This window comes from Candidatus Methylomirabilota bacterium, from assembly GCA_035709005.1.
Classification (GTDB): Bacteria; Methylomirabilota; Methylomirabilia; order Rokubacteriales; family CSP1-6; genus 40CM-4-69-5.
On the sequence record DASTFB010000001.1, the window covers coordinates 37,163 to 53,350 of the forward strand.

Genomic DNA, 16,188 nt, shown 5'->3' on the forward strand with positions numbered 1-16,188 from the left:
GGCGGCTGGCCTCAGGCGGTTGGGTGCGGCGCCCGCCGCCGCGCGGCGAGGAGGATCGCGATGATGGTCATGCTGTCGACGATCTCTCCGGCCAGGACCATGTCGAGTGCCTCGGCGAACGGAAATGGCCGGACGTCGATGAACTCGGTCTCATCGGGCGGCGCGGGCGACGGGGTGAGCCCTTCGGCCAGGTAGAGGTGGGCGGTCTCGTCGATCACGCTCTTGCTGGTGTGATACATGCACAGGGCGCTGAGACGGCCGGCCCGGTATCCGATCTCCTCGGCCAGCTCGCGCTGGGCGGCCGCCTCCAGCGGCTCGCCCGCGTGCACGCCGCCGGTGGGCATCTCCCAGGTGACCCGGCGGGCCACGTAGCGATACTGACGGATCAGGAGCACCGTGTCGGCGTCCACGAAGGGCAGCACGCCGACGCAATCCCCGGTGGTGACGACCCCGTACGTGGTCGTTCGCCCGTCCGGCATCTCCACGCGGTCCTCTCGCAGCGACAGCCATTTGTTGGCGTAGATCGGCCTGGAGTCCAGGGTGCGCCACGGCTCTTCGCTGCGGCGGGTCATCGCTCGTGCGCCTCCAGAAATGCCGCGGTGTGGGGGGGGGCGTGGCCGCGCCGACGGACCACGGCGTCACGCAGCCGGGTCAGGTCGTCCGGCGTGTCGACGTCGAACCAGGGAGGCAGGCAGACGAATCTCAGTCCGGCGGCCGCCGCCCGCCGTAGCGTCTCCTTCAGCACGCGCGGCGTGCTCCACTCCATCGCCTCGAACAGCTCGGCCCGCGGGGCCCGCATGCCGATCAGGTAGTAGCCCCCATCGTCCGTGGGCCCCAGGACCACGTCGACCGCCGGATCAGCGATCCTGTCCACCGCCTCCTGAAGAAAGGCGGTCGGCAGCGTCGGCGTATCGCTGTCGATGGCGATGGCGCCGGGGTGCCCGTCGCCGAGCAAGGCACTGAGGGTCCCGAGCAGCCGCGCGCCCAAGTCGGCGCCCTGCTGGCACACCAGGGCCAAGCCCGGCGCCAGCGCCTCGAACTCTGGCCGCGCCTCGTCCGGCGTGTAGGCGACGAACGGCCGGGCGTCCTTGAGAGCGCGCACCTGGTCGATCTTGTCCAGCAGGAAGCAGCGATAGAGCGCCGCCGCCGCACCGGGAGAGAGCGGAGGACAGAGCCGCGTCTTCACGTCGCCCGCACGCGGCGCCTTGGCCATGATCACGATGGCCACCGGCATCACGGTCGCCGGTGGCTTCACCGGATCACGCGCGGCGGCCTGGGCTCGTGGGGGGCGCTCAGGATGTCCGTCGTGTTGCACTGGTGGTCGGCGACGACGAAGTGCCAGTCGCGCGGATTGATGGGGACCGCGGACGTGTCGACCTCGAGCTGGTAGACCCCCTGGGGGAAGTTGGCCTTGAGATCGCGGACCCGCCGTGGCGGCTGCATGGCGAACGCGCGCCCGGTGGCTGCGTTGAACGCGAGGATCTGGGGACCGAGGTCGTCGTTGGGGTCCGAGACGTCGAGCTTGACGAACGTGACCTTGCCTTGTCTCTGCTCCCACGGGAAGAAGCCGGCGCCCTTAATGACCGGATCGTTCGCCCGTGTCGGCTCGGGGACGAGGACGACGTCGACGGTGAGTGTCCGGCCCGTCTCCACCCGAATCGCCTCCGGTTTGTAGATGTAGCCGCTCGAGTAGACGTGAAGTCCGTACTGACCGCCGGTCGGGAGCTCGATGCGGAACCGGCCGTTGGCGTCCACCAGAGCGCCACGGTCCCACACGTTGTTGTGGATCTCGCCCTTCTCCAGCAGGGCCAGCCCCGGCAGAACCTGGCCGGCCTTGCTCTTCACGGTGCCCGTGATCACGGTCGCCGCGCCGGCCTCGAGCCCGGGCCCTAGACCAATAGCGCCAAACATGATGATCGTGGCGAACGCAGCTCGCATCATGGTGACTCCTTTGTAACGGGGGCCGCGAGCCCGGTTCGCTCCGAGGGTGGCCTGCCCGAGGTGCGGGGCGGCTCCGTTGTAACGGGGGCGCGAGCCCGCTTCGATCCGAGGGTGGCCTGCCCTGGGCACGCGTGGTTTCCTTCTCAGCGTGAGGACAGTCGCCCCGCGACTTCGGCGAGGAGATAGGCGATGACATCGGCCATGGCCGGACTGTCCCAGGCCAGTCCTCGTTCCCTCCCCGCGTGGGCTTCGAGAAAGCCTTCGAGCGATTCGGAGTGGCCGCCCCGGGTGCGTGGAAACGCCGCGAACGCTGGCGCGATCGCTGGCGAGCCGTGGCAGGCGGCGCAATGGCGAACATACAGGCGGCGCCCGCGCGCGACACTCTCTTCCAGCGCGCGCAGCCGGGCCGGAAACGCTGGCTGCCCCTCAGCGCGGCCGGGAGTCGGGGGGAGGCCGGCAGCCTGGGCGGCGAGGTACGCGGTGATCGCCGTCGCCGCCGGCCGCGGATCGGTGTGGCCGTAGTGCCGTCTGACGGCCTCCGCGTTGGCCTGCAGCAAGGTCATGACCCGGCCGTGGGGTGGCGGAAGCGGCCTGAACTTGGGAAAGCTCGGCGCCCAGCCCCGCATCTCGGAGGGGTCGTGATGGCACGTGGCGCAGGCGACGGGGGTCCGGGGATCGCCGGATGACATCCACCAGCGCTCGCCCTCCGCGACCAGGGCATCCCGCGCGGCCGCGCCCGCCGTCGCCACGAGCGCCAACCCGGCCATCGCCAGCCCGCGCGCGGCGCGCCAGCAGCTCATGCCCTGTCCATTCGCGCCCGGACGGCCGGCGCCGTATGCAGCATCGTCAGGATCCCCACGGCCATGAAGCCGCACGTGTACAGAAACAGGAATGGCACCACGCCGTATTCCCCGTGGTGCCAGACGACGACGGTCCCGATCGCGCAATAGAGGCCAATCGCGATCTCGGCCAGGCCGAGCCGCACCCGGCGGTCGACGTAGGTCTTGCCACGCCACTCGCCGCCGGCGGGCCCGATGCCGAACTTGGGCGTGCGCAGGAAGGTGAGGTCGCCCCCCCGGAACGCCCCGAGCACGGCGAGGCTCGTGCTCCAGGCCACGCCCACCCCGATCACCATGATGGCGGGAATCTGCCAGAGCCGCCGGCGCCAGCGGGCATCGACTGCGCGCTGAGCGTAGGCGAGCATACAGGCCGGCCCCAGGGTAGCCAGGGCGAACGCCACGCTCACGGCGGGCACGAGCGGCTTCGGCGGAGCCAGCTCCCGCACGGCCAGGAGAGGGATCGAGAGCAGGAGGACCGTGAGCATGAGGGGGTGGATCAGGTAGTAGGTCAGGTGGACCGCCGCCTGGTACTTCACCCACAGGCTCACCGGCGCGCGGAAGACCTGGGGCAGTATCTTCAGCGCGGTCTGAATCGAGCCCTTGGCCCACCGTCGCTGCTGGGACTTGAAGCCGGTGACGAGGACCGGCAGCTCGGCCGGGCACACCAGCTCCGGCCGATAGGCGATGCGCCAGCCCCGGAGCTGGGCGCGATAGGACAGGTCCAGATCCTCGGTGAGCGTGTCGTGGGTCCAGCCGCCCGCATCCTCGATGGCGGCCCGGCGCCACACGCCGGCGGTGCCGTTGAAGTTGAGGAAGAGATTGCCGGCGCAGCGGGCGGCCTGCTCGACGCCGAAATGGCCATCGATACCCAGGGCCTGGGCGATCGTCAGCAGGGAGAAGTCGCGGTTGAGGTGACCCCATCGCGTCTGGACGACGGCCACGCGTTCGTCCACGAAGTGGGGCAGGGTCATTCTCAGAAAATCGGGGGGCGGGACGAAGTCAGCGTCGAAGATGGCGATGAATTCTCCCCGGGCTTCTTTCAGGCCCGCGGCGAGAGCGCCCGCCTTGAACCCCGACCGCTCGCGGCGATGGATGTGCACGACGGTCAGGCCGCGAGCGGTGAGCGCGCAGGCCGTGTCGGCCACGATGGCGGCGGTGTCGTCCGTGGAGTCGTCCAGGATCTGGATCTCCAGGCGGTCGGCCGGGTAGTCGAGCGCGCCGACGGCAGTCAGCAAGCGATGGACCACGTAGCGCTCGTTGTAGATGGGAAGCTGCACGGTCACCGAGGGCCAGTGTGCGGGCGGCGGGGGGGCCGGCCGCACGCGGCGATGGTGCCACCAGTGGAGCCCGACCATCACGTACGCGTTGACGCCGTAGAGAAACAGCCCGACGACGGCCACCGCCCCGATCGCGCCAGCGAGTGCCTCGAGGGCGAGCATCATCCCGGCCGTGGCGAGGGCGCCGGAGCCGCGGGCAGGCGAGGGTCGGCTCGGCGACCGCCTCGCTCCCCCATCGGGGCCGCGGCGGCGCCGGTGCGCGGCCGGTGTCGCCACTCCCAGATCAAGAGCGCGTAGAGGGGGACGAACTCGACGAGACGAGCCCAGAGCGGCAACTCGGACCACGCGTACTTGAGATAGGAGAGCGCGACGGCGCCGCTCAGCCAGAGCCAGGCCACCGACGGGACCACCGCGAGAAACGGCAGAATCCACAGCACGTACCAGGCGTGGAGCGCCGTCGGGGCCAGCAGGAGCCAGGCAGCCACGGCGGCGAAGCCTGCGGCGAAGATTCCATCGGCACTCTCGCGCAGCCGGCTCCGGGTCCGCAGCAGCACATGCCCGAGGAGCCCGAACAGGAGGAGCATCACGATGGCGCGCGCGACTTCACCGGCCACACCGTCGCCGCCCAGACCGATACCTTCGGTGAGAAACCAGCGCAGGCCGACGTTGAAGTCCTCGGCGCTCGAAAAGTACTCGGGCAGGAAGCCGAGCACCTTGAAACCGACCGGCGCGGCATACAGCAGGTAGCCGGCGGCCACCACGCCGAGCGAGGCGACCGCAAAGCGCCGGTCCCCGCGGCGCCACCAGGCGAGCGCGAGCGCCGCCGGGTAGAGCTTCAACAGCACCGCGGCCCCCACCGCCGCGCCGGCCATCGTCATCCGTCCCTCCTGGCGCCAGAGCAGCGCGAGCAGCACCAGCGGCAACAGCGCGGGCTCGACATGGGCCGCCTGGACGCCCTCGAACACAGCCAGCGGCGCCCAGGCAAACACGATGACCGCGCCGGGCGGCCGGCCCATGCGACGGAGGACGCGCAGCAGCAGGACAGCGGTGGCGATCTCGCAGCCGAGAAGGAAAAGACGCCAGCCAAGTAGGCTGTCGGGAAACACCGCCGTCACCGCCGCGAACAGTATCTGCGTGCCTGGCGGATAGACCGTGGGCTTGGTCGGGCGATTGATGTTCGGGTAGATGGTCTCGTCCCGCAGGTGAGCCAGTTCGGGCGCCGAAGGCGGATACCGGTAGGGGCTGATGCCGGCGCGCTGCACTCGTCCATCCCAGAGATAACGATTGACATCCGATGAGAGCACGACCGGCGTGGGCAGAACGGCGACGCGGAAGAGCAGCCCGAAACCCAGCACCAGCCCGAGGACCACGCGATCGTGGCCGCCGCGGCGGAGGGTCAGCGAGGTCGCGCTGAGGTAGAGGACGAAGAGCGCGGTGAACACGCTCACGTGGCGCGTGAACGCGTTCGTCTCGTCACCCGGCAGAGAGCGGGCGTCGAGCGCGTAGCCCACGAGGCTGAGGACGCCGATGGCCCCGAGGGCGACCCGGCCGGCCGCCCCCGTCCTCACGGCGTTCACGCCGCGTGTCTCAGCAGGCGCGCCCAGCCCGCGCCGGTCTGTGCCCGCCGGGCCAGCGCGGGGCCGAGCCACGCGTCCACCCCGAGGATCCGACCGGCGCCGGTCGCCGCGAAACAGAACAGCGGCAGCGTGAGCAGTGGCCAGATCCAGTACCATTCGCCAGGCACGTTGAACGCCCCCAGCGCGATCTGCGTCTGCCAGAGGAAGCCCACGGCGCCGGCCAGCCGCGTGAGGGCGCCGACCAGGAGGAGCAGGCCCAGCCCGAGCTCGACGACGAACGTCTGCAGTGCGAACAGGCCGAAGTTCGGCAGCACGACGTCGCTCAGGAACGCGGCGTACCAGCCGAAGGTCGGGTGGGCGATCTCCTTCTCGATGAACCCTCGCAGCCAGCCGTAGCCGATCCAGGGCGCCTTCTGCAGCGCCATGTCGAGGTAGAGCAGACCGTAGGCCATGCGGAAGATGGCCAGGGGCCAGCCAGGCACCCGCGCGCCGACTCCCAGGGCGTGCACCGCCAGGCCCTCAAATGCTCCAGAGCAGGCCGCACCCGCGGCAGGGGTCGGGAGGGGCGTCGCTCTCGAAGTCGGTACGGAACCTCCGGTAGCGCTCGCCGTTCCAGATCTCGGCGAAGCGCTCGCTGAAGGCGTTGCCGAGCACGAGCCCCCGATAGTCACGGGCCACCCAGGGGGAAATGCAGCAGGGAAGGACATTGCCGTTGGCGGTCACATAGGCGAGCGTCCACGGTCGCTGGCAGCCGGCCCAATGCCGCGGGCGCTCCACTCCGCCCTTGAGACTGTCCAGCGGCGTGGTGAGGCCGGATGCGCGGAGCGCGACGCCCAGGTCCTCGGCCATCCGGGTAGCCTCGCTGAGCAGGGCCTGCTCCCGCGCCAGCAGGCGGCCGTGCAGCGCGTTCTCTTCGGCGGCCAGTCCGAGGCCGTTGAACACCAGCCGCTGCACGTAGACTTCGCCGATGCCCGCGCCGGCGGCCAGACTCACGAAGGCCGGCAGCTCGGCCAGGTTCGTCCGAGTGGCTGTGAACCACAGCGACACCTTCGGGGTCGGCCGACCGAGGTCGTGTTCGAGCTCCACGAGGCGGCGCACGTTGCCGACGACGCGGTCGAACTGGTCGACGCCCCGGAGCCTTCGGTAGGTCGCGGCGGTCGCCGCGTCCATGGACACGCGGTATTCGTCGAGACCCGATTCGATCAGGCGCCGGGCGCGCGGAGCCGTGAGGCTGATCGCATCGGAGTTGAAGAGCACCGTCGCCACGCGGGGCTTGAGCCAGTGGACGATGTCGAAGATCTCGCGGTTGAGCAGGGGTTCGCCGATGCCGTGCAGGACCACCCGGTCGAGCACGGGGAACTGCTCCACGATCGCCTGGACCTGGGCCAACGTCAGATCGGCGGGAGGTTCGAGGCTGGCGAACGTGCGGATGCACGTCTGACACTCCGAGTCGCAGCGGTTGGTGGTCTCCAGATAGAGCGAGCGAGGCAGGTCGGGGACCACGGCGGCACGGAGCGCGATGCCCAGAGCTGGCTCCGTCAGCACGCGGAAACGACGGTCGTGCAGGCGCTGCCCAGCTTCGGCAGATCCTGGCTGACCGCTCGCTCCCAGTGGAGCTGGATCTGTTCCCCCTGCACGAACGGGCAGTAGGGATCGGGCTCGTCCAGCCGCCCGCTCAGCGCGCGGCGCGCGGCGCAGCCGCCGCGGCAGGGACAGCCTTCGCAGGCCGGGGGCCGGCGCCGCGCGTCGGCGAACTCCGGGGCGTCCACGATGGCCTCGCCCAGGCGGACGAGATCGGCGATGCGGATCCGGCTCGACGGCCAGTAGGTGCACGGCAACACCCGCCCGTCGGGAGCCACCCGCACCGTCGAGCGCCCACAGCCCGACCCGCTGAAGTCCTCGAGGCCGAGGACGCCGGCCAGCACCGGTTCGGTGGTCGCCACCAGCCGGGTCGTGTCGGCCAGCCGGCGGAACGCCGTCCAGAACTGGGCGTAGCTCAGCGTGAACCGGTCGGTCTTCGAGGGTTGGTAGATGTTGACGCGCAGATTCGCCCCGAACTGCCCGGCGAGGCGAGCCAGGGCCGGCAGTCCATCGTAGTTGATGCTCATCATCACGGCGGTCACGGTCACCGGGACCCCCAGATCGACGCAGCGCTCGAGGCCGCCCAGCACCGTGCGCCAGTTGCCGGCCCCGCGAAAGCCGTCGTGCTCGCGCTCGGTGGGGAAGTCGAGGGAAAACTCGACACTGTGGAAGCGCTTGACCGCGGCATCCCCCAAGGCCTGGATGCTGAGGCCGTTGGAGGTGATGCTCGTCTTGATGGCTCCCCTCCACAGGTGGTCCAGGATCGCCTGGTACTCGGCGTGCAGCCCGTTCTCCCCGACGCCGAGGTTCATCGAACGGACCGAGATCGCCTGGCAGACGCGCTGCACGTCGTGAAGGGTCAGCTGCTCGACCGCCCGGTCCGGCCGGTAGCAGTGCGGGCACTTGAGGTTGCAATCGTTGGTGAGCCCGATGCCGACCGAAAAGGCCATCAACGCCTCCAGGCGTAGCGCACGGTGGTGACGAGCAGGTGGTAGCCGGCCAGAACACTCCCCCGCAGGGTGCCGGCGACCTTGGAACGGCCGACCCGGGGCCGACAGCTCACCGGGACCTCGACGATGCGATAGCCGCGCCGCGCCGCTTTGACGATCATCTCGACGGGCCAGCCGTAGGTCGGGTGCTCCATGCCGAGGTCGTGGAGCACGCGTGCCGAGATCGCGCGGAAGGGGCCGATGTCGGTGAGCCGCAGACCGTAGAGCACGCGCAGCAATGTCGTGACCACGCGGTTGCCCACCCGCTGCTGGAGCGTGAGGGCGGCGGGGGCCCCGCTCCGCACCCGCGAGCCGATCACGAGGTGCGCCTCGCCGGCCAAGATCGGAGCGAGCACGCGGTCCATTTCGCGAGGGTCCTCGTTGCGATCGCCGTCCAGAAACACGAGGATGTCGGCGTCGATGGCCGCTCGCGCCCCGGCCAGACAGGCCGACCCGTAGCCGCGCCGGGCCTCGCGCACCACGCGGGCACCAGCGGCGGCGGCGATCTCTGCCGTGCGATCCGTGCTTGCGTTGTCCACGACGATGATCTCGCCCGCCCAGCGGCGGGGCACTTCGTCGACCACGGAACCGATGGCCGCCTCCTCGTTCAGGGCGGGGATGACGACGCTGACCCGCGGGCCGCCGGCTCGCCGCACACTGTCCCCCATATCGGTGTCATCCCCCGCGGCGACGTGATCCTGCCCTGCTGTCCGGCGCGCAATTGTCACAACCGTGTGAATTCCGCGCGGCCTGCCGATGCCGGCGACCGGGCTCCAGAGATATGCTCGATTGCCGCGGGCGTCAATAGACCAGAGACCACGCGGATTCCCCCCCCCGGTTAGACACCGGATCGTCAGGAACGGTGCGGCGGCAGGGCCATGGCCTCGCTCACTGCCGACAGGGTCGAATCGCGTCGGGCCGGGGGAGGACGTGCGGGGGGACGAAGATCGCGAGGTACCCGTCCGCCGGCGCGAGCGAGGTGAGCGCCGACAGACGATATCCGACGGCACCGAGCTCACACCGGAGGAGCGCCGCCGGCGTTCCGTGATCCTGCGTCGGCCTGTCCACCTCGACGATCCCGACCCGTGCGTGCGGGGCCAGTGCCGCGTGCAGGCGGTACATGAACTCGTACGGGCGCACGATCTCGTGGTACACGTGCGCGAGGAGGGCCACGTCGATGGAGCCGGGGGGCAGGTTCGGGTCTCCGGCTCCACCGAGGATCACCGTAACCTCGCGGATCGCCTCCCGCTCCAGCCGCTCCTCGAGCCGCTTCAAATGGTCGGCCTCGACGTCGGTGGCATAGATTCGCCCCGAGGAGCCCAGGCGCCGAGCGAGCCGGATCGTGTAGTAGCCGTCGCCGGCGCCGATGTCGGCCACCCGCGCGCCGGGAGCGATGCCCAACCGGTCCATGACCCGCTCGGCTTCGCCATGGGCGTCGCGGGTGGCCTCGTCGGAGTACGCAGCCGAGATGATGCTGGCGACCGGCCGGTCGGGAACGGGGAAGTGCGGGCCGTCCTGGGTTCCCGAGCCGGTCCGCTGGCAGGCCGAGGCCAGGGCCAGAGCAAGGAGCAGCGCGAGGACCATGCCTCCACAATAGCGCCGCGAACCGCGGGTGCCGGCCCCCGGTGTCGACCGATCGCTACAGCCTCGAAAACAGCGCTTCGGCCAGCGTGAACTCGAACGTCCGCGGTGCACCGCCGACGCGGGAAGGGATCGGCTCGAACCGGAGCCGGGACCGCGGTGTCTAACCGGCTGACAGTCGTCCCCGCGATGCGTGGAGCGACGGCCGGGAAGGCCACCGGGGAACGGACTGGAACCCCCGCACAAGGAGGATGCCGCATGATTCGGTCTCGGCAAGCTCGTCTGCTCCGTGTCGTGGTCCTCTCCGCGTTCGTCGTCGTGGGGCTGGGGGCCAGCACCGGCTTCGCGGCCGACGTCACCACGCCGTTCGCCGGCAAGGCCGTCAACGGCGGGACGGTCACCCATGAACACCAGCGGGGAAAGCACGTCCTCACGGTGTCCAGTGACTTCAAGGTTCCCGGCTCGCCCGATCCGCACTGGCAGGTCATCGACAGCCAGGGCAACACGTACCTGCTCAACCGGCTCACCCTGAAGGACGACAAGGTCAACCGCTCGATCACGTTGCCGACCTACGTCCGCGACATCGCGAAGGTCCAGATGTGGTGCGCCTGGGCCGAGGTCGTGCTCGGCGAGGCGTCGTTCGCCAAGCCGGTGGCGATGAAGTAGCGCGCACATGGCCGGGCTGCCGGCCCGCCGCCCCCGCGGGTTTCTCGCTCGGGGCGCGGCCGGTCGGCGGACCCGCGGACCCACCCACTGACCCGAGGAGGACGATGACCATGAAGTGGCTCACGAGCGTGGCGGCAGCAGCGATGGCGATGGCGGTGGTGGCGACGGCAGAGGCCCAGGTCGTCGACAAGAAGGGCCTGACGCTGGAGGGCGCGCGGCAGATCATCGCCACGGCAATCGGCGAGGCCCGGCGTCTCAACGCGCCCGGCGGGGTCATCGCCGTCGTCGACGACGGTGGCAACCTTATGGCGCTGGAACGGCTGGACGGGACGTTCGCCGCCGGGGCGAACATCTCGATCGGCAAGGCCCGCACGGCGGCGATCTTCAAGCGTCCGACCCGGGCCTTCGAGGACATCATCAAGAACGGCCGGACGGCCATGGTGGCCCTGGCCGACTTCACCCCGCTGCAGGGCGGCCTGCCCCTCGTGGTGGGGGAGCAGGTCGTCGGGGGGATCGGGGTGAGCGGAGCGGCCAGCGCCCAGCAGGACGAGGAGATCGCGCTGGCCGGGGCCGCCGCCGCCAGGACGCTGAAGACGGCGATGGCGGATGCGGCGGCGCCGCCGAAGGCTACCTTCATCGATGCCCGGACCGTAGCAGCCGGCTTCGAGAAGGGCGCGGTGCTGGTGAACACGGGCAGCTACATGGTCCACGCCAGCCACCGCGAGATGGATGGCGTCGCCGAGATCCACAGGCTGGACACCGACCTCATCTACGTCCTGGAAGGCGCCGCCACCTTCGTGACCGGCGGCAGCGTCCCCGACGCGAAGGTGACCGAGCCCAGCGAGCTGCGCGGGTCCGCCATCGTCGGCGGGGAGAGCCGTCGGGTGGTGAAGGGCGACGTCATCGTGGTGCCGGCCGGCGTCCCCCACATGTTCACCGAGGTGCAGGGGCCACTGAACTATTACGTGGTGAAGGTCCGATGAGGGCCCTGTGCGGAGCCATCGCGGTCCTCGTCCTGGTGGGAGGCCCGTCGGGGGCGGCGGGCCAGATCACCGCGGATGCGCCCGGGGGCCGGCCCACCGCGATCATCGACCTGGCGACGGACGCGGGCCTGAGCCTGGTCAAGGGGCAGTGGCGGTACAGCGACGTCAGGATCGTGGACGTTGAGCACCGGGCCCCCGGTCCCGACCTGCGGCCGTCCGGCCCGCCCAACCGGACCCGGGACATCACCCCCCACGCCGGCGCCGCCGACTTCGACGACTCGGCGTGGGTGGTGCTGCCCGCCTCCGAGCTCCAGGCCCGCAAGGGGAACGGCCGCCTGAGCTTCGCCTGGTATCGCATCAACGTCAGCATCCCCGACCGGATCGGATCGTTCGATCCCACCGGCGCGACGGCCGTCTTCGAGATCGTCGTCGACGACTACGCGGAAGTGTGGGTCAACGGCCGGCTGCCGATCGTCCTGGGCCAGACAGGAGGTTCCCTGGTCAAGGGCTTCAACGCTCCCAACCGGGTGGTGCTCGGTCGTGACGTCCGCCCGGGCCAGCAGTTCCAGCTCGCGGTGTTCGGCATGAACGGCCCCGTGTCCAGCCCGCCGGGAAACTTCATCTGGGTGCGCTCGGCCACGCTCGACTTCTACACGCCCGGGGACGCGAGTCGAGTGCTCGCGGTCCCCACGGAGATCGTCCGCGGGGATCCCGGACTGGACGACATCATTCCCGCCGGGGCCCGCATCGAGAAGCTGGCCGACGGGTTCCTCTTCACCGAGGGGCCGGTCTGGGTGCCGCGAACGGCCAGCACCGAGGGCTATCTTCTCTTCAGCGATCCCAACGCCAACACGATCTACCGGTGGTCGCCCGACGGGCAGGTGTCGGTGTTCCGGACCAAGAGCGGCTACGCCGGGATCGACGTGGGCCGGTACGGGCAGCCCGGGTCGAACGGCCTCGCCCTCGACCGCGAGGGTCGGCTCACGATCAACGAGCACGGCAATCGCCGCGTCGTACGCCTCGAGCGAACCGGGGCGCTGACCGTCCTGGCCGACCGCTACCAGGGCAAGCGGCTCAACAGCCCGAACGACCTGGTCTACCGATCCGATGGCGCCCTGTTCTTCACCGATCCCCCGTTCGGGCTGCCGAAGTTCTTCGACGATCCGGCCAGGGAGCTGCCGTTCAGCGGAGTCTTCTGCCTGATCGACGGCGAGCTGAAGCTCATCGCCAGCGAGCTGGCCGGCCCCAACGGCCTGGCCCTCTCGCCCGACGAGCGCTACCTTTACGTCGGCAACTGGGACCCCCGGCGCAAGGTCGTGATGCGGTACGAGGTCCGGCCCGACGGGTCCCTGGCCGGCGGTCGCGTCTTCTTCGACATGACCGGCGCCCCCGGGGACGACGCCCTCGATGGGGTCAAGGTCGACCAGCGCGGCAACGTCTACGTCTCGGGGCCGGGCGGGCTCTGGATCCTCTCTCCGGACGGCACGCATCTGGGCACGCTCAAGGGTCCCGAGCATCCGCACAACATGGCGTGGGGTGACGACGACGCGCGCACGCTCTACCTGACCGCGCAGACGGGCCTCTATCGGGTCCGGCTGGGCGTGTCCGGCGCCCGGCGCTGAGCGGAGGCGATATGCCGAGCCGAAACCAGACCCTGATCGGCTGTAGCGAGCTGATCGTCGCCGCCCTGGTGGCGGCGCGGGGCAGCCTGGCCGCCGCCGTCTGGTCGGCCGGCGAAGCCTCCCGCGCAAGCCGCAGATGGTGCGGTCGGTGCGGAAGGGGACCGGAGAACGATATCGATGCGGGAGGATCCCCATGAAGGCCATCGCCGTGATTCCCGGCAAGCCTGACAGCGTGCATCTGGCCGATCTGCCCAAGCCCTCGCTGGACGAGATCCCCGGGGGGCGGGGCGTCCTGGTCAAGGTCTTGCGCGTCGGTGTCGACGGGACGGACAAGGAGATCAACGCCGCCGCGTATGGCGCCCCGCCGCCCGGGTACGACTTGCTGGTCATCGGCCACGAGGGCTTCGGCCGGGTCGAGGCCGTGGGGGCGGACGTGACGGAGGTGCAGCGGGGAGACTACGTCGTGGCCACGGTCCGCCGCCCGGGCGGGAGCCTCTACGACCTGATCGGCACCAGCGACATGACCACCGACGACACGTACTTCGAGCGCGGGATCAACCTGCGGCACGGGTTCCTCACCGAGTACTACGTGGACGACGCGGAGTTCATCGTCAAGGTCCCGCGCGGGCTGCGGGAGGTGGGGGTGTTGCTGGAGCCTCTGACGGTCGTGGAGAAAGGGATCGCCCAGGCCTACGAGATCCAGCGGCGCCTGCGCGTGTGGCGTCCCCGGCGGGCGGCGGTCATGGGCGCCGGGACCGTCGGTCTCCTGGCCACGCTCGTTCTCCGCCTGCGCGGCCTGCAGGTGACCACCTTCGGGTTGACCCGAAGGCCCTACCTCAACTCGGACCTCATCGAGGCCGTCGGGGCACGCTACGAATCCACGGGGGACCTGCCGATCCTGGCCGGCGCCGAGAAGTTCGGGCCCTTCGATCTGATCTTCGAGGCGACCGGCTACTCGCCCATCGTATTCGACAGCATGCAGGCCCTCGGCAAGAACGGGGTCCTCGTGCTCTCCAGCGTCACCGGAGGCGACCGCAAGGTGGAGGTGCCCGCCGACAAGATCAACCTCGAGTTCGTCCTCGGCAACAAGGTGATGGTCGGCACGGTGAACGCGAACCGCGAATACTTCGAGCTGGGCGTGCGCGACCTGGCCCAGGCCGAGGCCGAGTACGCGGGCTGGCTCGGACGGCTGCTCACCCACCCGGTCAAGGGGCTCCAGAATTACCGCCAGCTCCTGGACACCCTCACCACGGCGAAAGGGGCGATCAAGGTCTTTTGCGAGGTCGCCGCGATCCCGCAGGACGGAGGAGAGGGCCTGTAAGCAATGATGAAGCGGCATGCCATCGCGCTCCTGGCCTGGCTGCTCCTCGGCCTGGCTGCCGCGCTCGGCGACGCCGGGGGGCTCGGGGTCGCACAGATGATCACGTCACCGTCGGCGCCCCGCATCGTGCGCCTCGATCCGCGCCTGGACCGGCTGGTGCCGCCGGGCGCGACGCTGGAGCGCATCGTCGAGGGGCTGCGCTGGACGGAGGGCCCGGTGTGGGACCGCCGGCGCGGGGAGCTGTTGTTCTCCGACGTGCCCGGCAACGCGGTCCACCGCTGGCGCGCGGGTGAGGGCGTGAGCCTCCTGCTCACGCCGAGCGGCTACACGGGCTCGGCCCCCTTCCCCGGGAAGGAGCCGGGCTCCAACGGCCTCGCCTTCGACGCCGCCGGCCGCCTGGTGCTCTGCGAGCATGGCGACCGCCGCATCGCCCGCCTGGAGCCCGACGGGCGCAAGACCACGCTCGCCGACCGCTACCAGGGCCGCCGGCTCAACAGCCCCAACGACCTGGTGTTCCGCGCGAACGGCGATCTCTTCTTCACCGATCCGCCCTTCGGGCTGCCCGAGACGTTCGACGATCCTGCCAGGGAGCTGCCGTTCAGCGGCGTGTTCCGCCTGTCGACGGCCGGCGAGCTGACGCTCCTCGCCCGCGAGCTCCTGGCTCCCAACGGCATCGCCCTGTCCCCCTCCGGGTCGACGCTCTACGTGAGCAATGCCGAGCGGACCCGGGCTGTCTGGATGGCCTACTCCCTGCGGGACGACGGCACGCTCGGCCCCGGAGCCGTCCTCTTCGATGCCACGGCCCTCGCCGCGACCAGGCCTGGGGCCCCCGACGGGATGAAGGTGGACGGGGAGGGCAACCTGTTTGCCGCCGGCCCGGGCGGCGTCTACGTGCTCGGGCCCGACGGCGCTCACCTGGGCAGCATCGAGATCGGCTCGGCCACCGGCAACGTGGCCTGGGGAGAGGATGGCCACGCGCTCTTCATCACGGCCGGGCCGGTGGTGTACCGGGTGCGGCTGACCACGCGAGGGCTGGGATTCTGACGGGGGCTGGGGCTTGGAGCCTGGGATGCGCACCGCCGTTCCAGGCCGGCGTGTCTCACGAGCGGGACGCGTTCATGGAATACATGGGACTGCATCGGTCGGGTCAGCGGCGATCTCGCCTCCGTCTCTGTCGCAGGTGCGGCCGGTGACGCGCCGGGCCCAGCCCGGGGGCGGCCGCTCCAGGCCCGGCCGGGACACCGGCACGCCCTGGCGAACCCCGGGCCCGGGTTCCCGTGTCCAACAACGAGGGGGTGGGGAAGTAGTGATGACCGGCGAGGCGCAACGCCTGCTAGAAGCCCGCGAGCGCACGGCTCACTGGAAGCGGTGGGGTCCGTACCTCTCGGAGCGGCAATGGGGCACGGTCCGTGAAGACTACAGCGCGTGGGGCACCGCCTGGGAGTCGCTGCCCCACGATCACGCCCGATCCCGCGCCTACCGGTGGGGGGAGGACGGGCTGCTCGGCATCTCGGACAACCATCAGCGGCTCTGCTTCGCGCTGGCCCTGTGGAACGGCCGCGACCCGATGCTCAAGGAACGTTTGTTCGGCCTCACCGGTAACGAGGGGAACCACGGCGAGGACGTCAAGGAGTACTACTTCTATCTCGACTCGACGCCCACCCACTCCTACATGCGGGGACTCTACAAGTACCCCCAGGCGGCCTTCCCTTACGGCCGCCTGGTGGAGGAGAACCGCCTGCGCGACCGCCGGGCGCCCGAGTTCGAGCTGATCGACTGCGGCGTCTTCGACGAGGACCGTTACTTCGACG

The 16,188-nt window shown here is 70.4% G+C and carries 17 protein-coding genes; 6 read left to right on the plus strand and 11 right to left on the minus strand.

From position 1 onward, the window contains the following. Positions 1-11 precede the first annotated feature (11 nt). From VFR64_00210 to VFR64_00260, 11 genes are all read right to left on the minus strand, one after another. Positions 12-572 carry an NUDIX hydrolase gene (locus VFR64_00210; protein HET9488163.1) on the minus strand — a complete coding sequence of 187 codons (561 nt, stop codon included), beginning with the start codon at positions 570-572 and terminating at the stop codon, positions 12-14. Beyond that, on the minus strand, positions 569-1,255 hold the full coding sequence (locus VFR64_00215; GenBank protein HET9488164.1) for a TIGR04282 family arsenosugar biosynthesis glycosyltransferase: 687 nt from the start codon (positions 1,253-1,255) through the stop codon (positions 569-571). Before VFR64_00215 ends, VFR64_00210 begins: the two co-directional genes overlap by 4 nt. Beyond that, positions 1,252-1,941, minus strand: a complete 690-nt coding sequence (locus VFR64_00220) for a carboxypeptidase-like regulatory domain-containing protein (protein ID HET9488165.1) — start codon at positions 1,939-1,941, stop codon at positions 1,252-1,254. Before VFR64_00220 ends, VFR64_00215 begins: the two co-directional genes overlap by 4 nt. A gap of 143 nt (positions 1,942-2,084) precedes the next feature. Next, the gene (locus VFR64_00225) at positions 2,085-2,741 is read right to left on the minus strand and encodes a c-type cytochrome (GenBank protein ID HET9488166.1); all 657 of its coding nucleotides are present in this window, start codon (positions 2,739-2,741) and stop codon (positions 2,085-2,087) included. Continuing rightward, a complete protein-coding gene (locus VFR64_00230) occupies positions 2,738-4,222 on the minus strand; it encodes a glycosyltransferase (protein HET9488167.1) in 1,485 nt (494 codons plus the stop codon). Before VFR64_00230 ends, VFR64_00225 begins: the two co-directional genes overlap by 4 nt. Continuing rightward, positions 4,219-5,634 carry a glycosyltransferase 87 family protein gene (locus VFR64_00235; protein ID HET9488168.1) on the minus strand — a complete coding sequence of 472 codons (1,416 nt, stop codon included), beginning with the start codon at positions 5,632-5,634 and terminating at the stop codon, positions 4,219-4,221. Before VFR64_00235 ends, VFR64_00230 begins: the two co-directional genes overlap by 4 nt. Next, the gene (locus VFR64_00240; protein ID HET9488169.1) at positions 5,631-6,143 is read right to left on the minus strand and encodes a TQO small subunit DoxD; all 513 of its coding nucleotides are present in this window, start codon (positions 6,141-6,143) and stop codon (positions 5,631-5,633) included. Before VFR64_00240 ends, VFR64_00235 begins: the two co-directional genes overlap by 4 nt. Before the next feature lie 10 nt (positions 6,144-6,153). Next, positions 6,154-7,179, minus strand: coding sequence for a radical SAM protein (locus tag VFR64_00245; GenBank protein HET9488170.1), 1,026 nt, complete (start codon positions 7,177-7,179; stop codon positions 6,154-6,156). Further along, on the minus strand, positions 7,173-8,165 hold the full coding sequence (locus tag VFR64_00250; GenBank protein HET9488171.1) for a radical SAM protein: 993 nt from the start codon (positions 8,163-8,165) through the stop codon (positions 7,173-7,175). The genes VFR64_00245 and VFR64_00250 overlap by 7 nt, the downstream gene beginning before the upstream one ends. After that, positions 8,165-8,872, minus strand: a complete 708-nt coding sequence (locus VFR64_00255) for a glycosyltransferase family 2 protein (protein ID HET9488172.1) — start codon at positions 8,870-8,872, stop codon at positions 8,165-8,167. The genes VFR64_00250 and VFR64_00255 overlap by 1 nt, the downstream gene beginning before the upstream one ends. Positions 8,873-9,092: 220 nt before the next feature. After that, the gene (locus VFR64_00260; GenBank protein HET9488173.1) at positions 9,093-9,788 is read right to left on the minus strand and encodes a methyltransferase domain-containing protein; all 696 of its coding nucleotides are present in this window, start codon (positions 9,786-9,788) and stop codon (positions 9,093-9,095) included. Positions 9,789-10,043: 255 nt separating this feature from the next. Here VFR64_00260 and VFR64_00265 point away from each other — a divergent pair, with 255 nt between their 5' ends. The 6 genes from VFR64_00265 to VFR64_00290 form a co-directional block, all read left to right on the plus strand. Then, positions 10,044-10,451 carry a hypothetical protein gene (locus tag VFR64_00265; protein ID HET9488174.1) on the plus strand — a complete coding sequence of 136 codons (408 nt, stop codon included), beginning with the start codon at positions 10,044-10,046 and terminating at the stop codon, positions 10,449-10,451. A 110-nt stretch (positions 10,452-10,561) separates the two neighbouring features. After that, positions 10,562-11,434, plus strand: coding sequence for a heme-binding protein (locus VFR64_00270; protein HET9488175.1), 873 nt, complete (start codon positions 10,562-10,564; stop codon positions 11,432-11,434). Further along, positions 11,431-13,056, plus strand: coding sequence for an SMP-30/gluconolactonase/LRE family protein (locus VFR64_00275; GenBank protein HET9488176.1), 1,626 nt, complete (start codon positions 11,431-11,433; stop codon positions 13,054-13,056). Before VFR64_00270 ends, VFR64_00275 begins: the two co-directional genes overlap by 4 nt. A gap of 193 nt (positions 13,057-13,249) precedes the next feature. Continuing rightward, positions 13,250-14,377, plus strand: coding sequence for a glucose 1-dehydrogenase (locus tag VFR64_00280; protein HET9488177.1), 1,128 nt, complete (start codon positions 13,250-13,252; stop codon positions 14,375-14,377). 3 nt (positions 14,378-14,380) lie between these two features. Beyond that, complete coding sequence (locus VFR64_00285; protein HET9488178.1) at positions 14,381-15,421, plus strand: SMP-30/gluconolactonase/LRE family protein; 1,041 nt, start codon at positions 14,381-14,383, stop codon at positions 15,419-15,421. Between the two features lie 265 nt (positions 15,422-15,686). Further along, positions 15,687-16,188 (plus strand): glucosidase (locus tag VFR64_00290; protein ID HET9488179.1); only part of this gene is annotated, 502 nt, incomplete at its 3' end.

What these genes read in the sequence shown, in the direction of transcription:
- VFR64_00230 (HET9488167.1), bottom strand. Translation starts at nt 4,222, where the DNA reads ATGATGCTCGCCCTCGAGGCACTCGCTGGCGCGATCGGGGCGGTGGCC.
- VFR64_00275 (HET9488176.1), top strand. Translation starts at nt 11,431, where the DNA reads ATGAGGGCCCTGTGCGGAGCCATCGCGGTCCTCGTCCTGGTGGGAGGC.
- VFR64_00250 (HET9488171.1), bottom strand. Translation starts at nt 8,165, where the DNA reads ATGGCCTTTTCGGTCGGCATCGGGCTCACCAACGATTGCAACCTCAAG.
- VFR64_00265 (HET9488174.1), top strand. Translation starts at nt 10,044, where the DNA reads ATGATTCGGTCTCGGCAAGCTCGTCTGCTCCGTGTCGTGGTCCTCTCC.
- VFR64_00255 (HET9488172.1), bottom strand. Translation starts at nt 8,872, where the DNA reads ATGGGGGACAGTGTGCGGCGAGCCGGCGGCCCGCGGGTCAGCGTCGTC.
- VFR64_00210 (HET9488163.1), bottom strand. Translation starts at nt 572, where the DNA reads ATGACCCGCCGCAGCGAAGAGCCGTGGCGCACCCTGGACTCCAGGCCG.
- VFR64_00260 (HET9488173.1), bottom strand. Translation starts at nt 9,788, where the DNA reads ATGGTCCTCGCGCTGCTCCTTGCTCTGGCCCTGGCCTCGGCCTGCCAG.
- VFR64_00285 (HET9488178.1), top strand. Translation starts at nt 14,381, where the DNA reads ATGATGAAGCGGCATGCCATCGCGCTCCTGGCCTGGCTGCTCCTCGGC.
- VFR64_00225 (HET9488166.1), bottom strand. Translation starts at nt 2,741, where the DNA reads ATGAGCTGCTGGCGCGCCGCGCGCGGGCTGGCGATGGCCGGGTTGGCG.
- VFR64_00270 (HET9488175.1), top strand. Translation starts at nt 10,562, where the DNA reads ATGAAGTGGCTCACGAGCGTGGCGGCAGCAGCGATGGCGATGGCGGTG.
- VFR64_00280 (HET9488177.1), top strand. Translation starts at nt 13,250, where the DNA reads ATGAAGGCCATCGCCGTGATTCCCGGCAAGCCTGACAGCGTGCATCTG.
- VFR64_00220 (HET9488165.1), bottom strand. Translation starts at nt 1,941, where the DNA reads ATGATGCGAGCTGCGTTCGCCACGATCATCATGTTTGGCGCTATTGGT.